This window comes from Streptomyces griseorubiginosus, assembly GCF_036345115.1.
Taxonomy (GTDB): Bacteria; Actinomycetota; Actinomycetes; order Streptomycetales; family Streptomycetaceae; genus Streptomyces; species Streptomyces griseorubiginosus_C.
This window is the reverse complement of record NZ_CP107766.1, coordinates 5,521,289-5,537,279: the sequence shown is the minus strand read 5'-3', so window position 1 is coordinate 5,537,279 and position 15,991 is coordinate 5,521,289. Positions and strand designations below refer to the sequence as shown.

At 69.3% G+C, this 15,991-nt stretch carries 13 protein-coding genes, 1 tRNA gene and 1 pseudogene; 6 read left to right on the top strand and 9 right to left on the bottom strand.

Annotated features, from left to right (window positions below):
- The first annotated feature begins 257 nt into the window (after window positions 1-257).
- Together OHN19_RS25110 and OHN19_RS43955 are read left to right on the top strand one after the other, a co-directional pair.
- On the top strand, window positions 258-1,115 hold the full coding sequence (locus OHN19_RS25110) for a replication-relaxation family protein (protein WP_330266352.1): 858 nt from the start codon (window positions 258-260) through the stop codon (window positions 1,113-1,115).
- Window positions 1,116-1,214: 99 nt separating this feature from the next.
- Window positions 1,215-2,306, top strand: a pseudogene (locus OHN19_RS43955) (recombinase family protein); the annotation flags it as partial.
- A 165-nt stretch (window positions 2,307-2,471) separates the two neighbouring features.
- Here OHN19_RS43955 and OHN19_RS25100 read toward each other — a convergent pair.
- The 8 genes from OHN19_RS25100 to galU form a co-directional block, all read right to left on the bottom strand.
- On the bottom strand, window positions 2,472-2,744 hold the full coding sequence (locus OHN19_RS25100) for a hypothetical protein (RefSeq protein ID WP_330266350.1): 273 nt from the start codon (window positions 2,742-2,744) through the stop codon (window positions 2,472-2,474).
- Between the two features lie 217 nt (window positions 2,745-2,961).
- Window positions 2,962-3,038 (bottom strand) — tRNA-Ala (locus OHN19_RS25095).
- 103 nt (window positions 3,039-3,141) lie between these two features.
- Entirely contained in the window at window positions 3,142-4,449 is a 1,308-nt protein-coding gene (gene glpR / locus OHN19_RS25090) for a gephyrin-like molybdotransferase receptor GlpR (RefSeq protein WP_330266349.1), read from the bottom strand.
- A gap of 168 nt (window positions 4,450-4,617) precedes the next feature.
- Window positions 4,618-5,202: a GNAT family N-acetyltransferase gene (locus OHN19_RS25085; RefSeq protein ID WP_381300660.1), complete on the bottom strand. Its 585-nt coding sequence runs from the start codon at window positions 5,200-5,202 to the stop codon at window positions 4,618-4,620.
- A 59-nt stretch (window positions 5,203-5,261) separates the two neighbouring features.
- Window positions 5,262-5,822 (bottom strand): MogA/MoaB family molybdenum cofactor biosynthesis protein, encoded by a 561-nt coding sequence (locus OHN19_RS25080; RefSeq protein ID WP_330266348.1) that lies wholly within the window; start codon window positions 5,820-5,822, stop codon window positions 5,262-5,264.
- Window positions 5,819-6,298 carry a cyclic pyranopterin monophosphate synthase MoaC gene (gene moaC, locus OHN19_RS25075; RefSeq protein WP_020137770.1) on the bottom strand — a complete coding sequence of 160 codons (480 nt, stop codon included), beginning with the start codon at window positions 6,296-6,298 and terminating at the stop codon, window positions 5,819-5,821. The genes OHN19_RS25080 and moaC overlap by 4 nt, the downstream gene beginning before the upstream one ends.
- Window positions 6,299-6,359: 61 nt before the next feature.
- Window positions 6,360-7,682 carry a gephyrin-like molybdotransferase Glp gene (gene glp, locus OHN19_RS25070; RefSeq protein WP_330266347.1) on the bottom strand — a complete coding sequence of 441 codons (1,323 nt, stop codon included), beginning with the start codon at window positions 7,680-7,682 and terminating at the stop codon, window positions 6,360-6,362.
- A gap of 4 nt (window positions 7,683-7,686) precedes the next feature.
- The gene (galU, locus tag OHN19_RS25065; protein WP_330266346.1) at window positions 7,687-8,589 is read right to left on the bottom strand and encodes a UTP--glucose-1-phosphate uridylyltransferase GalU; all 903 of its coding nucleotides are present in this window, start codon (window positions 8,587-8,589) and stop codon (window positions 7,687-7,689) included.
- Window positions 8,590-8,682: 93 nt separating this feature from the next.
- Here galU and OHN19_RS25060 point away from each other — a divergent pair, with 93 nt between their 5' ends.
- Window positions 8,683-9,306 (top strand): 5-formyltetrahydrofolate cyclo-ligase, encoded by a 624-nt coding sequence (locus tag OHN19_RS25060; protein WP_330269702.1) that lies wholly within the window; start codon window positions 8,683-8,685, stop codon window positions 9,304-9,306.
- A gap of 61 nt (window positions 9,307-9,367) precedes the next feature.
- Here OHN19_RS25060 and OHN19_RS25055 read toward each other — a convergent pair whose 3' ends face one another.
- The gene (locus tag OHN19_RS25055; RefSeq protein ID WP_330266345.1) at window positions 9,368-12,229 is read right to left on the bottom strand and encodes a penicillin acylase family protein; all 2,862 of its coding nucleotides are present in this window, start codon (window positions 12,227-12,229) and stop codon (window positions 9,368-9,370) included.
- Window positions 12,230-12,496: 267 nt separating this feature from the next.
- On the opposite strand from OHN19_RS25055, the gene OHN19_RS25050 reads away from it, so the two are divergent.
- From OHN19_RS25050 to OHN19_RS25040, 3 genes are all read left to right on the top strand, one after another.
- On the top strand, window positions 12,497-14,032 hold the full coding sequence (locus OHN19_RS25050) for a potassium/proton antiporter (protein WP_330266344.1): 1,536 nt from the start codon (window positions 12,497-12,499) through the stop codon (window positions 14,030-14,032).
- A gap of 207 nt (window positions 14,033-14,239) precedes the next feature.
- Window positions 14,240-15,508, top strand: coding sequence for an MFS transporter (locus OHN19_RS25045; protein WP_330266343.1), 1,269 nt, complete (start codon window positions 14,240-14,242; stop codon window positions 15,506-15,508).
- A 68-nt stretch (window positions 15,509-15,576) separates the two neighbouring features.
- On the top strand, window positions 15,577-15,909 hold the full coding sequence (locus OHN19_RS25040) for an FmdB family zinc ribbon protein (protein ID WP_330266342.1): 333 nt from the start codon (window positions 15,577-15,579) through the stop codon (window positions 15,907-15,909).
- The last annotated feature ends 82 nt before the right edge of the window (window positions 15,910-15,991 follow it).

Sequence of the window (15,991 nt, the reverse complement as noted above, 5' to 3'; positions counted from 1 at the left end):
TAATGCTTTATCCGCTCCTCTGTTCGCTCCTGTTTTCACGACGGAGATCATCGACGTATCTGCGCAGGACAGCCCCGGTCGGATGCGCCACGCGGGAGGGGACTGACCAGCATCCTGCGCTTGTCCTCGCGCTCCCTGGCGGCCCTGCCGCATCAAAGATCTGGCCAGAGAAGAACACCACCCCATGCAGCACGGCCAGGAGTAGCGGCAGCGGAAATTTTGCGCGGACCAATAATTTTTCAAGAAAGGAGATTCTTATGAAGTACAACGACATAGCAAGCTTGCTCGAATCACTCTCCGAGCGCGATCTATCCATCCTTGAGTCATTGCGCGTGCATCGCGCACTGACAACTGCACTAATCCGGCGACTGCACTTCCCGATCAGCAATGAACCCCACGAAGCTGGAAGCGGGAAGAGCCACGCGACGGAAATGGCCGCCGCCGTAGCCACTATCCGGGTACTGACCCGTCTGGAATCCCGCCGCCTGATCACCCGTCTGCAACGCCGGATCGGGGGCGTACGAGCCGGGAGTACCGGCATCGTGTGGCAGCTCGGCGCGACCGGTGAGCGGCTTCTCCGAGCTCAACACGGGGACCCCGCGCGACGCCGTTACAGCGAACCGTCTCCGAGCTTCATCGCTCACACATTGGCAGCCGCCGACCTAGCCATACGGCTCTACGAACTGGCCAGGCACGGTGAGATCGAGCTACTGCGACTTGAAGCCGAGCCGGAGTGCTGGCGAACGTTCCTGTTGGCGCACGGTGCCCGCCAGTGGCTCAAGCCCGACCTGTTCGCAATCACCGCAGACGGCGACTACGAGCACCACCTGTTCATCGAGGCTGACAACGCCACCGAACACGCCCCGGTCATCGTGCGCAAAGCTCTCCAATACGAGCGGTATGCGAGCTCGGGCATCCACCAACAGGAACATGGGTTGTTTCCGTCCGTGGTTTGGGTTGTGCCGAACCAGAAGAGACAGGACGCCATACGTGCAGCGCTGGCCGCCGAGCCGCGATTGCAGCATTTGGCGGCGGCCAACGTGTTTCACGTCGTGACGGTCGAGGAGTTTCCGCACCTGATCGCCGAAGGGCCGGAAAACATACCCACCCCATAGCGGGGCGGGTAGCCAAAATAGCCCTCGGTAACTTGGCGTAACGGAGTTACCATAGGACTACCAAAACCCCAAGAAAACAAGAAAGGAGAAGCCCGAAGCGTGAAACTGAAAAAGAAAGCAATAGAACGCATCACCGGTGATGACTACGTCGCGTACTTGCGTGTCTCCTCCAGAGGACAAGTCAATACCGACTACAACCCTGAGGGGGTGTCTATCCCCGCGCAGCGCGAGAAGGTTGAGGAGCGCGGTCGGGAGCTGGGCTCTGCAAAGGCCGCCGAGTTCATCGACCCGGGCCGTACCGCCCGCACGATCGACCAGCGGCCCGAGTTCCAGCAGATGATCGCCTACCTGCGCGAGCACCCCAACGTGCGCTACGTGATCGTCTACATGCTGAGCCGCTTCGCCCGGAACCGGCTGGACGACGCTCTGATGGTGTCCACCCTGGAGAAGCTGGGCGTCAAGCTGATCTCAGCCGTCGAGAAGAACATCGACGACACCCCGACCGGTCGGATGCTCCACGGCATGCTGGCCGTGATCAACGAGTACTCCTCGCATCAGAGTGCCGAAGACATCAGGTACAAGATGGGCCAGAAAGCCAAGAACGGCGGCACGATCACCCTCGCGCCGGTCGGCTACCTGAACACCATCGAACACATCGAGGACCGCCGGGTCCGCACAGTCATGATCGATCCGGTACGGGGTCCGCTGATTCGTACGGCCTTCGAGTTGTACGCCACCGACGAGTACACCCTGGCGGACCTGACAGAGGAGCTCTACGAGCGTGGCCTCCGTATGGCTCGTACCGCGCGCCACCCTGAGCGTGGCATCTCCATAAGCCGCCTTGCTCTCGTCATCCGCGACGACTACTACGCGGGGTGGATCACCTACGAGGGCGAGAAGTACAAGGGTCGCCACAAGCCCCTGATCTCAGAAGACCTCTTCGACCGCGTTCAGGACATCGCCAACTCACGGACCCAAGCCCAAGAGCTGCGGCGGGTCCATCACCACGAGCTGAAAGGCTCGCTGTTCTGCGGCTCCTGCCGACGCCGCCACGGCGAACGCCGTCGCATGATCTTGAGCCAGGCGACCAACCGGCACGGCAACACCTACCGGTACTTCTTCTGCACTGGGCGCTACGAGCACACCTGCGAGTTGCCGTACATCCCACTCGGCAAGGTCGAGGAGGCTGTCGAGGCCCACTACGCAACCGTGCGCTTCACGCCAGAGTTCACCAAGACCATGCGCGCCGATCTGACAGCCATGGTGGACGAACAGCAGGCAGCCACCAAACTCCTCAATGCCCAGCTCACCAAACAGCTTCGTGAGCTCGACACCAAGGAAACCAACCTCATCGATCTAGCCGCCGACGGCACTCTCCCCCAGGGCAAGATCCGCGCACGACTGCACGAGATCACCCGGCAGCGCAAGCGCCTTACGGAACGGCTTGCCGACACCGATCAGGATCTCGGCCTGGCCGGGGAGATCATCGAGGCATGCTTGCGACTCCTTGAAGACCCCCAGGCGCTCTACCGGCGTTGTGACGATCAGCAGCGTCGCCGGCTGAACCAAGCTCTCTTCGAGACGCTGTACATCGACGAGGACTTGAACGGTGACGTCCAGGTGAGCCATAAGCTCAAGGAGCCGTTCAACACCCTGCACACCTCGCAGAGCAGCACTCAAGCCGCCGCCAAGCCGCTTGCGGCCCCCGGGACGCCCCAGGCCGCCATACCAGCCCCCAAAAGCCACAACGCCCGCCCCCAGGCGGGGACGGGCGTTGTGCTGGTAGCAACAGGGGCCGCCCCAGCGGGCGGCCCCTCACAGTTGCAGGGTTCCAGTTGTCTTACTCTGGTGGACCTGAGGGGATTTGAACCCCTGGCCCCCTCGATGCGAACGAGGTGCGCTACCGGACTGCGCCACAGGCCCTTGCAACGAGTGAAACTCTAGCATCCCCATCCGGGTGCTTGGAAATCCGTTCCCGGCTGGTCAGGGAGCGGGGTCCGCGGGCCTCGCGGTCCCGTCCCGGGCGTCACTCGTTGGCCGCGCGCGGCCGTTCACCTTCCTCGTACTGGTCGAAGAGGGGGGTGCGGCCACGCTCACGTGCCCGGCGCGCGGAGGCGGCGCGGCGGGCGTCGGTGCGACCGTCCGCCGCGGGCCTGTCGTCCGCGTCGGCGAGCTCCTCCTCCGATTCCCCGTCCTGGGCCCCGTCCTGCGCGGCAGCTGTCGCCTCGTGCTCCGGGGTGACCGTGCTGGACCGGGCCGAACTCCACGCGTCGGGGGCGCCGAGGTCCACGTCCGCGGTGGCCCGCGGCGCGACCGGCGCGGTCACGTACGTCGGCAGCGGCACCGGTACCGGGTCCCAGCTGTCCCCGTGCCCGGGCCTGCGCTGCCGCTCCCGCTGCTGGTCGACCCACTCGGCGTGGTCGGTCTGTTCGACGAGGGCGCGCCGGTCGGCGGCGAGTGCGGAGAGCCCGGGATCCGTCGCGGGCTCTGGTCCCTCGTCCGGTTCGTCGGCGTCCACGCCGGTGCTCACGGACGCGCGCCGGCGCGGCTGACGGGCCCGTTCCCGCAGGTGCTGCGCGGCGGCCTCGGCCCGGCGCCGGTCCATCTGGTAGGCGAACCGGCGGCGTTCCTGGGAGCGCAGGTACGCGATGTAGGCGCTGAGCATCACCGCGGGGACCCCGGGCGCCCAGAGGAAGGCGAGCCCTCCGACGGCGGCGACGATCGTGCCGAGGGTGAAGGCCGCGAAGAGCATCACCGTGGTACGCCGTCGGCGCGCGAGGACCTTCATACGCCGGGCGCGCGCCGCGGCCGCTTCCGCGGCGGCCGTGCGCCGGGCGGCGGACGCGGCGGACGCGGGGGGCTGCTTCCGTGTGGGAGCGCCGCCGTGCTCGGACGCGGGCGCGTTCGGCTTCGCGTTCGCGCGCGCCGGGTCGCCGTGCGCTGCTTCTCGTCCAGCCTCCCGTCCCGTTTCCCGTCCCGCTTCCCGCGCGGACTCGCGCGACGGCTCGGACGGGCGCCCCTGAGCCGCCGGCTGGACCGGCGCCTGGGTCTGCGGACGGGTCGGGGGCATGGCGAAGGCCCGGACGTCCACCGAGTCGGTGACGGCGTCCGGATCGTCGGCGCCGTGCTCCCCCTCGTCGGTGGAGCGCGCGCGCAGGTCCTTGGCGTATCGACGCTCCATGCCCGCCCGTCCGGACAGCAGCCGGATGGCGGTGCTGAAGCGTTCCGTCGGACGGGCCTCGTTCAGCTCGTCCTGCCTACGGAGCCACATCGGCACCAAGTAGGCGGCCCAGGCCCCGACAATGACTGCGTAGATGAGGCCGCTGCTGCTCACGCCTCACACGGTAGAGGGGTTTGCGTGAGGCCATCTGCCAATTGAGCCGGTGTGTCGCACGATCTGGCTGATATTTCGAGCTTTTTTTGTGACCGATCCGATCAGCAGGCCGCCCGAGTCGCGAATTCAATGTCCCGAGACGGTCATGCACCGATCATTTTCGAACACTTATTCAATTCCGGGACCTGTATCCGGGACCTGCTTGCTGGAGCGTGCCCGCTGCCAGCGTCTGAGCAACCCGTCCGGTACTTCCTCCGCGGTGAGGGCGAACACGAGATGGTCCCGCCAGGCCCCGTCGATGTGGAGATAGCGCGGCCGCAGTCCCTCCTCGCGGAATCCGAGTTTTTCCACGACCCGTCGGCTGGGGCCGTTCTCGGGGCGAATGCAGACCTCGATGCGGTGCAGACCGACGGTGCGGAAACAGTGGTCCACGACAAGCGCCACGGACGTCGGCATCACCCCGCGCCCGGCCACCGACTGGTCCACCCAGTAACCGACGTGCCCCGAGCACATCGAGCCCCAGGTGATTCCCGCGACCGTCAACTGCCCGACGAGTTGCCCCCGGTACTCGATGACGAACGGCAGCATCCGGCCCGCGTTCGCCTCGGACCTCAGGTGCCGGACCATCTGCCGGTAGGTCGGCCGGTGCGCGATCGGCCCGCTCGGGGTGGGCGGCGGAATGGTCGCCTCCCACGGGCGCAGCCAGTCCCGGTTGCGCCGGTTGACCTCTCGCCAGGTCCGCTGGTCGCGCATCCTTATCGGCCTCAGGACGACATCGCCGTCCGCCAGTACGACGGGCCATGACGGGCTGTTCAGCTCGCACCCCCACTGCCGGCGCCGGGTCTTTGGTGGTCGCCGCCACGGATCTGGTCGACGGCGTGCCTCAACAGGGGCTCCAGGACGGCCAGTCCGTCCTTGACCCCGCCGCTGGAACCCGGCAGGTTCACGATCAGCGTGCCCGCCGCCACCCCGGCCAGGCCCCGGGAGAGCGCGGCGGTGGGCACCTTGTCCCGGCCGAACGCGCGGATGGCCTCGGCGATGCCCGGCACCTCGTGGTCGAGCACCGCGCGGGTCGCCTCGGGGGTGCGGTCGGTGGGCGAGATGCCGGTGCCGCCGGTGGTGACGATGACGTCGTAGGCCGCTTCGACGCCCGCGCGCAGGGCGGCCTCCACGGGGTCACCGTCCGGCACGACCTGCGGGCCGTCGACCTCGAAGCCGAACCTTTTCAGGCCGTCGGCGATCAGCGGGCCGCCCTTGTCCTCGTAGACACCGGCGGCGGCCCGGTTGGAGGCGGTGACGACCAGGGCGCGGTACGGCGCGAGGCGCGCGCCGTCCGTCGATGCGGCGCCCGTGGAGGGGCCGTCGGCTGTCATGACCGGCTCCAGTCGCCCGACTTGCCGCCCGTCTTCTCCTCCACCCGTACGTCCGTGATGACCGCTCCCTTGTCGACCGCCTTGACCATGTCGATCACGGTGAGCGCGGCGACGGAGACCGCGGTGAGGGCCTCCATCTCGACGCCCGTGCGGTCCGTGGTCTTCACGGTGGCGAGGATCTCCACGGCGTCGTCCGCGACCGACAGATCCAGTTTCACACCGGACACCGACAACGGGTGGCACAGGGGGATGAGGTCCGGGGTGCGTTTGGCGCCCATGATGCCCGCGATCCGCGCGGTGGCCAGGGCGTCGCCCTTGGGGACGCCCTCGCCGCGCAGCAGCTCGATCACTCGGGGCGAGACGAGGACGCGCCCGCTCGCGCGCGCGGTGCGTGCGGTGACGTCCTTGCCGGATACGTCGACCATGCGGGCGGCTCCCGCTTCGTCGATGTGGGTCAGTCGGTCCTGCGTACTCATGGTTGTGCGGCGCTCCCGGTCCCGGCGTTGTGCGCGACACGGTACCGCCAACCAGCGGTGCTCAGCCGAGCAGGACCACTTCGACCTCGGTGCCGGGCTCCAGGGACTCGACGTCCTCCGGTACGACGATCAGCGCGTCCGCCTGCGCGAGCGCGGCCACCAGATGGGACCCGGCGCCGCCGACCGGGGCGACCTGGCCGTCGGCGTGGCTGCCGCGCAGGAACTGGCGGCGCCCCTTGGGCGAGCTGAGCGCCTTGTCCGCTCGCAGGGTGGCCCGGGTCCGCGGGCGGTGGAGGTCGTCGAGGCCCATGAGGGCGCGGATCGCGGGGCGGACGAACAGTTCGAAGGAGACGTACGACGACACCGGGTTGCCGGGCAGGGCGAGGAGCGGGGTGTGGTCGGGGCCGATGGTGCCGAAGCCCTGGGGCTTGCCGGGCTGCATGGCGAGCTTGCGGAAGTCGATGCCGGTGCCCGGTTCGTCCTCGTCGCCCACGGAGGTCAGCGCCTCCTTGACGACGTCGTACGCCCCGACGCTGACACCGCCCGTGGTGACCATGAGGTCGGCGCGGACGAGCTGGTCCTCGATGGTGGAGCGCAGGGTCTCGGCGTCGTCGGCGACGGCGCCCACCCGGTAGGCGATGGCGCCGGCGTCCCGGGCGGCCGCGGTGAGGGCGAAGCTGTTGGAGTCGTAGATCTGGCCGGTGCCGAGGCCCTCGTCGGGCTGGACGAGTTCGCTGCCGGTGGACATGACGACCACGCGCGGGCGCGGGCGCACGCGTACGGTGCCGCGGCCGATGGCGGCGAGCAGGGCGATCTGCGGCGGGCCGAGGACGGTGCCGGCGTCCAGGGCGCGGTCGCCGGCCCGGACGTCGCTGCCCTGGGCGCGCACGTGCGCGCGTGCCTCGGCGGGCCGGTACACGTGCACGTGCCCCTCGGCTCCCTCGGGGGCGAGAGCGCGGGCCTGCATCCCGGTCACCGGGCCCTCGCCGAGGCCTCCGTCGGTCCACTCGACGGGGACGACGGTCTCGGCGCCGGGCGGCAGCGGGGCGCCGGTCATGATGCGGGCGGCCTGCCCGGGGCCGACATGGAGCAGCTCGGCCTGGCCGGCCGCTACGTCCCCGACGACGTCGAGGACGGCCGGGAACTCCTCGCTCGCGCCCGCCACGTCCGCGACCCGCACCGCGTAGCCGTCCATGGAGCTGTTGTCGAACGGCGGGAGGGACACCGGGACCGTGACGTCCTCGACCAGGACGCAGCCCTGGGCGTCGAGCAGTTGCAGCTCGATGGGTTCGAGGGGGCGGACGGTCGCGAGGATGTCCTCCAGGTGTTCGTCCACCGACCAGAGGTGGTCCTGGTTGGCGGGACGGGTCGCGGCGCTGCTCAAATCCCTACATCTCCTCGGCTACGAAGCTGCGAAGCCAGGTCCGGAAGTCCGGGCCCAGGTCTTCACGTTCGCACGCGAGTCTGACAATGGCACGCAGATAGTCGCCGCGGTCCCCGGTGTCATAGCGGCGGCCCTTGAAGACGACGCCGTGCACCGGGCCGCCGACCTTCTCGTCCTGGGCGAGCTGCTGGAGGGCGTCGGTGAGCTGGATCTCGCCGCCGCGGCCCGGCTCGGTCTTGCGCAGTATCTCGAAGATGTGCGGGTCGAGGACGTAGCGGCCGATCACCGCGTAGTTCGAGGGGGCGTCGGCCGCGTCCGGCTTCTCGACCAGACCGCCGACCTTGACGACGTCGCTGTCCTCGGTCTCCGCCACGACGGCGCAGCCGTAGAGGTGGATCTGCTCGGGGGCCACCTCCATCAGCGCGATGACACTGCCGCCGTGCTGCTCCTGGACCTCGATCATCCGCTGGAGCAGGGCGTCGCGGGCGTCGATGAGGTCGTCGCCGAGGAGGACGGCGAAGGGTTCGTGGCCCACGTGGGGGGCGGCGCACAGGACGGCGTGGCCGAGGCCGCGCGGGTCGCCCTGGCGGACGTAGTGCATGGTGGCGAGGTCGCTGGACTCCTGGACCTTGGCGAGCCGGCCGGCGTCGCCCTTCTTCTGGAGGGCGGACTCGAGCTCGTAGTTGCGGTCGAAGTGGTCCTCCAGGGGGCGCTTGTTGCGTCCCGTGATCATGAGGACGTCATCGAGGCCCGCCGAGACGGCCTCCTCGACCACGTACTGGATCGCCGGCTTGTCGACGACCGGCAGCATCTCCTTGGGAGTGGCCTTGGTTGCCGGCAGGAAGCGGGTGCCGAGCCCGGCTGCCGGGATGACAGCCTTGCTGATCCGAGGGTGCGACTGAGTCATGCCGGCAACCCTATCCGGTGCCTTTGCCTGGAATCTGGGGCTCCGGTTAATAAGCTCTTATATGAGCGTATTGGAAGGGTACGGGTGCAGACTTTGAGTCACGTCGGACGTCCCACCGAGCCTGACAAGCGAGTATTGCGGCGAGAATACCTGGCGGTGAGGAACAGGTTGACGGCCGATGACGTGCGCGAAGCGGCGTCCGCGCTGGCCGGCCGGGCCCTCGGGCTGCCCGAGCTGTCGCGTGCGCGCACGGTCGCGGCGTACGTCTCCGTGGGGAGCGAGCCCGGCACGCTCGCGCTCCTGGACGCGCTGCGCGAGCGGGGCGTGCGCGTCCTGCTCCCGGCGCTGCTGCCGGACAACGACCTGGACTGGGGTGCCTACACCGGCGAGGGCTCTGTCGCGCGGGTCCAGCACGGCGGAAAAATGGCGCTCTTCGAACCCTCCGGCGAACGTCTGGGCCCGGACGCCGTGACCGGTGCCGACGTGGTGCTGCTGCCCGGCCTGGCAGTGGACGCGCGCGGGATGCGGCTGGGGCGCGGCGGGGGGTCGTACGACAGGGTGCTCGCGCGCCTGGAGCGCGCGGGCGCACGACCGGCGCTGGTGGTGCTGCTGTACGACTCCGAGGTCGTCGCCGAGGTTCCGACGGAGGCCCACGACCGGCCGGTGCACGCGGTGGTGACGCCGTCGGGCGTGCGCCGCTTCCCCGCCCCTGCATGACGGAGGCCGTATGACGAAGGGCCCCTCCACGCGCGCGTGGAGGGGCCCTTGCCGGATCACGTCACGGCTTCAGCACCAGCGTGTCCGTGGTGTTCTTGTCCACCGCCTCGTCCGAGAAGGACCAGTCCAGCAGCTCGCCCTTGGCCCACTTGCCGGTCTGGTCGGTGTAGTGCGCGCTGTAGGCGTGCCCCGAGGCCCCGGTGAGGTTGATCCACTTCGACTTGTCGAGGTCGCCGAGGTTGACCACCATGCGCATCGACGGCACCCAGACGACGCCGTAGCCGCCCGCCGCGTTCCAGCCGGTCGCGTTGACCGTGGCCTCGCCGCCACTGAGCTTCCAGGGGCCGCGGTTGAGCATGTACTGGACGATGCCGGGGCCTGACGTGCCCAGGGTCTGGTTCTTCAGGAACAGGCGGTGCAGCCGGCCCCAGCTCCAGGTGTCGATGTCCTTGCCGAGCTTGGCGGTCAGCTCCCAGCGGGCGTCGATCATGGCGCGCTTGAACAGTCCGTCGCGGTCGGTGGCCGCGGGCCGGTTGCCGACGCCCTTGGGGGTCTTCCACCAGTCGCTCTTCTGGTCGTCCATGAGGTTGCGCACGACCTCGAACCAGCGGTCGCCGCCGTCGGGCTGCGCCTGGGCGGCATCGCGCTGACCGCACTCGCGGACCTTCTCGGTCTCGTCCGCGGGCCCGGTGCTGTTGACCGGGTCGACCCACAGGCACTGGCCCTTGACCCGCAGCTCCTTGGGCAGCTTGTTGCCGAAGGCGAGCTTGAGGATGTTGCGCCAGACCGCGTTGAAGTAGGCGGCTGCCGCCGAGTCCGCGTCCTGGGTGTAGTCCCAGCCCTCCAGCAGCTCCTGCGCCTCGCGCACGTCCTTGTCGCCGATGTCGATCTTCAGCAGCTTGGGCACCAGCAGCTTGGCGATCTCACTGCTGTTGTCGAGCTGCATCTGGCGCATGTCGTCGGTGGAGATCTTGCCGCCGCCCTTGATCTTCTGCTCGATCAGGTCGGTGATGCGCTGGCTGCGGGTGCCGTAGCCCCAGTCCGTGGTGAGCGTGTAGGGGTACTTGTCCTTGTCGACCACGGCCTGGTTGGCGGTGACGATGTAGCCGCGCTCCGGGTTGTACTCGTAGGGCAGCTCGTCCTGCTGGATGTACTTGCCGGTCCAGCGGTACTTCGGGTCCCAGCCGGGCGCCGGGATGGAGCCGTCGTCGCCCTTGGCGCGGATCGGGATGCGGCCGGGCAGCGTGTAGCCGATGTTGGTGGCGTCGGCGTAGACGAGGTTCTGGGACGGCACGTCGAACAGGGCCGCCGCCGCGCGGAATTCGCTCCAGTTCGACGCCTTGTCCATCGCGAAGACGGCGTCCATGGTGGTGCCCGGGTCCAGCGCGGTCCAGCGCAGGGCGACGCCGTAGCCGTCGCCGCGGTCCGGGGCCGCGTTGTCGACGGTGGCCTTCTTGCCGACCTTCACCAGCTCACTGGAGCGGTCGGACAGCAGCGGGCCGTTGTTGGTCTCCCGGACGACGATCTTCTTGGAGGCGCCGCCGGCGACCTTGATGGTCTCCTCGCGCGTGGTGAAGGGAACCGTCTTGCCGTCGTACAGGTAGCCGTCCCCGGAGAGCTTCTCCAGGTAGAGGTCGGTGACGTCGACGCCCGAGTTGGTCATGCCCCAGGCGATCTTCGCGTTGTGGCCGATGACCACGCCGGGCATGCCCGCGAAGGTGTAGCCGGTGACGTCGTACTGGCACTTGCTGGAGACGGTCCGGCAGTGCAGGCCCATCTGGTACCAGACGGACGGCAGGGAGGCCGACAGGTGCGGGTCGTTGGCCAGCAGCGGCTTGCCGGTGATGGTGTGCGAGCCCGCCACCACCCAGGAGTTGGAGCCGATGCCCTGGCCGTTCACGCCGACCGCCGTCGGGACGTCCTCCAGGACGTCGTAGAGGCCCGACAGCTGGCTCTGGAGGGCCGAGCCCGCCGTGGAGGAGGCCGACGCGGACGTGCCCGTCGCGGTGCCTCCGGTGGCCGTTCCGGTGCCTCCGGTGGCCGTTCCGGTGCCGCCGGTGGAGGTGCCGGAGCCGCCGGACGTTCCGGAGCCGTTCGAGGAGGTGCCCGACAGGCCGTTGTCGTCCGAGCTGCCGTTCTGCTCGAACGCCCCGGTCAGCTCGTTGTACTGCCCCTCCTGGACGATCGTCCGGTTCCGGCTGTACGGGTACTCGGGGTAGAGGTCGGCGATCTGCTTCGGGCCGAGGCGACTGGTCATCAGGGCGCGGTCGATCTCGTCGTCCATGTTGCCGCGCAGGTCCCAGGCCATCGCCTTCAGCCAGGAGACCGAGTCGACCGGGGTCCACTTCGCCGGCTTGTAGTCGTTGACGAAGCCCAGCGCCGCGTACTCCAGGGAGATCTCCTTGCCGCTCTTGCCCTGGAGGTAGGCGTTGACTCCCTTGGAGTAGGCCTGGAGGTACTTCTTGGTGGAGGCCGACAGCTTGGTGTCGTACTCCTTCTTCGCGACCCGGTCCCAGCCCAGCGTGCGCAGGAACTCGTCGTCCTCGACCTGCCCCTTGCCGAACATCTCCGACAGGCGGCCGGAGGTCATGTGCCGGCGCACGTCCATCTCGTAGAACCGGTCCTGCGCCTGGACGTAGCCCTGCGCCATGAACAGGTCCTCGTCGGAGGACGCGTAGATCTGCGGGATGCCGTAACTGTCGCGTTTGACGTCGACCGGGCCCGACAGGCCCTGGAGCTCGATGGAGCCCTTGGTCTGCGGGAACGACGCGCGCACCGTGCTCACCGACCAGTAGCCGGCGTAGGCGACGCCACCGACGAGGGCCAGTACGAGGACGAGAACGATCAGGCGGGCTCGGCGCCCCTTCTTCCTGCCGGACTTGCCGGGCTGCTGACCCGAGGAGGCGGTGGTGGTGGGGGGCATCGCTGTCCTTGCTGTCCTAACGCGAGCGGCAGGGCGGGCTGGTGCTTTTGACTGAGAGCCGGCGTGACGCAGGCTCTGCGCGCTGGAGCAACCATAGGCGCAGCGCCTGAGGGCACTTGACGCGGAGTCGGGAACCAGCGCGGACGAGCGTTCGATCATGCCTCGCCGAGCGTCAAGAAATCGTCAAGAGTTAGGTAAGGTAACGAAGTACTTGGATGCGGAGGCCCACCTCTTCGTGTCCTATGTACGTGAGCTCACGCGCGCGTGATGCGGGTGAGCCAGGGAAGGGAACGGCCGCTGACTGTCCACCACCTCAACCAGCTCCTGCTCGTCTGCTCGCTCGTCCTGCTCGTCGCCGTGGCAGCGGTCCGGATCTCCTCGCGCAGCGGGCTCCCCAGCCTGCTCGTGTACCTGGGGATCGGCATCGCCATGGGCCAGGACGGCATCGGCGACATCCACTTCGACAACGCCGAACTGACCCAGGTCATCGGATACGCGGCCCTGGTCGTGATCCTGGCCGAGGGCGGCCTCGGCACGAAGTGGAAGGAGATCAAACCGGCCCTGCCCGCGGCGACGGCGCTCGCGCTGGCCGGGGTCGCGGTGAGCGTCGGGGTCACGGCGTCGGCCGCGCACTACCTGATCGGGCTCGAGTGGCGGCAGGCGCTGATCATCGGGGCGGTCGTCTCCTCGACGGACGCGGCGGCGGTGTTCTCGGTGCTGCGCAAGATCCCCCTGCCCTCGCGCATAACGGGCACGCTGGAGGCCGAGTCCGGCTTCAACGACGCCCCCGTGGTCATCCTGGTGGTCGCCTTCTCCCAGGCGGGTCCCGTCGAGCACTGGTACACGCTGCTCGGCGAGATAACCCTCGAACTGGCCATCGGTGCCGCCGTCGGCATCGCGGTGGGCTGGCTGGGCTCCTGGGGCCTCAGGCACGTCGCCCTGCCCGCCTCCGGCCTCTACCCGATCGCGGTCATGGCGATCGCCGTCACCGCCTACGCGGCGGGCGCGCTGGCCCACGGCAGCGGGTTCCTCGCCGTCTACCTCGCCTCCATGGCGATGGGCAACGCCAAGCTGCCGCACTGGCCCGCCACCCGCGGCTTCGCCGACGGACTCGGCTGGATCGCCCAGATCGGCATGTTCGTCCTGCTCGGCCTGCTGGTCACCCCGCACGAGCTCGGCGACGACGTCCTGCCCGGGCTGGTCATCGGCTTGGTGCTGACCATGGTGGCGCGGCCCCTGAGTGTCGTGCTGTGCCTGACGCCGTTCCGGGTGCCGTGGCAGGAGCAGACCCTCATGTCCTGGGCCGGGCTGCGCGGCGCGGTGCCCATCATCCTGGCGACGATCCCCATGGTGAACGGCGTCGAGGGCAGTCGGCGCATCTTCAACATCGTCTTCGTCCTGGTCGTCGTCTACACCCTCGTGCAGGGCCCGACACTGCCCTGGCTGGCCCGCAAGCTGCGCCTGGGCGGCGATGCCGAGGCCGCCGACCTCGGCATCGAGTCGGCGCCCCTGGAGCGGCTGCGCGGGCACCTGCTGTCCGTCGCGATCCCCGAGGGCTCGCGGATGCACGGCGTCGAGGTCAACGAGCTGCGGCTGCCGGCCGGGGCCGCGGTCACCCTGGTCGTCCGCGATGAAAAATCGTTCGTGCCGCTGCCCACGACCGTGCTGCGGCGCGGGGACGAACTCCTCGTCGTCGCCACCGACCCGGTCCGCGACGCCGCCGAACGCCGGCTCCGCGCGGTCGGCCACGGCGGCAAGCTGGCCGACTGGCTGGGCACGGGCGGCAACGGCGGCTCAGGTTAAGAGCATGTTTCGCGCCCCCTGTACGATGGGGGCGCACTCCTGATCGAACCAACTCTGCCTGACGCAGAGCTGGCGCGACCGTATGGCGGCCGGGACGTCCCTCGCGACGTGGTCTTCGGCATCTACCGCAGTCCGCGCAAGAGGACAGCTCTCGGCGCGCCCCCTGGGAAGGGGGCCGCGCTACCAGGCGGCAGAAAGGCACGGGCCGTGGCATCCACGGTCACCTCCTCCCGCCCGGGATACGGGCAGCTGCTGCGCACCCGCGGCGCCTGGACGTTCCTGCTCCCCGGCTTCGCGGCACGCCAGCCGTTCGCGATGCTCACCCTCTCCCTGGTGCTGCTCGTCCAGCACACCACCGGCTCCTACGGCGCGGCGGGCGCCGTCGCGGCCGTCACCGGCGTCTCCATGGCACTGTTCGCGCCCTGGAGCGGCAGGCTCGCGGACCGCCACGGACAGCGCGCCGTACTCATCCCCGGCGTCCTGCTCCACACCCTGTCGGGCCTGTCCCTGACCGCCCTCGCCCTCTCGCACGCGCCCCTGTGGGCGCTGTTCGCGGCGGCCGTGCCCACCGGCGCCTCGGTGCCGCAGATCGGCCCCATGGTGCGCGCCCGCTGGGGCGTCAAGCTCCAGGACTCGCCGCTGATGACCACCGCGGCGGCCTTCGAGTCCGTCACCGACGAGCTGACCTTCGTCTTCGGCCCACTGCTGGCCACCGCCCTGTGCACCGCCGTCCACCCCGCCGCGGGCCTGGTCACTGAGGCGTCCCTGACACTGCTCGGCGGTCTGCTGTTCGCCGCGCAGAAGAGCACACAGCCCACCGTCACCCCGGCCGCCGGGCACACGCGCGTGGAGCACGCCTCCGCGCTGCGCGTCCCCGGAGTGCGGGTCCTGATCGTGACGTTCCTCGGCATCGGTGCCGTCTTCGGTGGCATGCAGGTCTCGCTCGCCGCGTTCAGCGAGTCGATCGGCGAGCCCGGCCTGAACGGCGTCCTGTACGGCGTCTTCGCCGCCGGCAACATGATCTCCGGCCTGGTCTGCGGCGCCATCGCCTGGAAGGTGGCCCCGCAGCGACGCCTCGTCGTCGCCTACGGCGCCCTCGCGCTGACGGCCTCCGGCCTGTGGGCCGCGCACTCGGTGCTCGTCCTCGCGGGCCTCGGCCTCCTGGTCGGCATGTGCATCGCGCCCGCCCTGATCACCGGCTACACCCTGGTCGAGGACCTCGTCCCGGCCTGCGCCCGCACCGAGGCCTTCACCTGGCTGACCGGAGCGGTGGCACTCGGCCAGGCGGCCGCCGTCACGATCGCCGGACAGCTGGAGGACCGCTTCTGGGGCGGCGCCGGGTTCCTGGTGCCGATGGGCGGCACACTGCTCGCCCTGGTGACCCTGCTGGCGCTGCGTTCGCGCCTGGTGGGGCGGCCCCGCGGCCGTACCGTCGCACGTGGTGTCGGTCACCGAGTGCCGGTGGCAGTGGACTGATCCCCGGGAATACGTCACTATGGACCATCGTTAGCACTCATTGAGTGAGAGTGCCAGGAGGAAGACAAGTGCCGACCTACCAGTACCAGTGCACCGAGTGCGGCGAGGGCCTCGAGGCGGTGCAGAAGTTCACTGACGACGCCCTGACCGTGTGCCCCAACTGCCAGGGCCGCCTCAAGAAGGTGTTCTCCGCGGTCGGCATCGTCTTCAAGGGCTCCGGCTTCTACCGCAACGACAGCCGCGGCTCCTCGTCGAGCAGCTCCCCGGCGTCGTCGTCCTCGAAGTCGTCGACGTCCTCCTCGAGCTCGTCCGACTCCTCGTCGTCCTCGACCTCCTCGTCCTCCTCGGACTCGAAGTCGTCGAGCACGGGCACCTCGTCCAGCAGCAGCTCCGCCGCGTAGGTCGCACTTCCAGGACCCTGTCGTCGTACGACGGCGGGGTCCTCGGCGTTGCCACCGGCCGGAGGGCCCTCGGCGTCCCCCG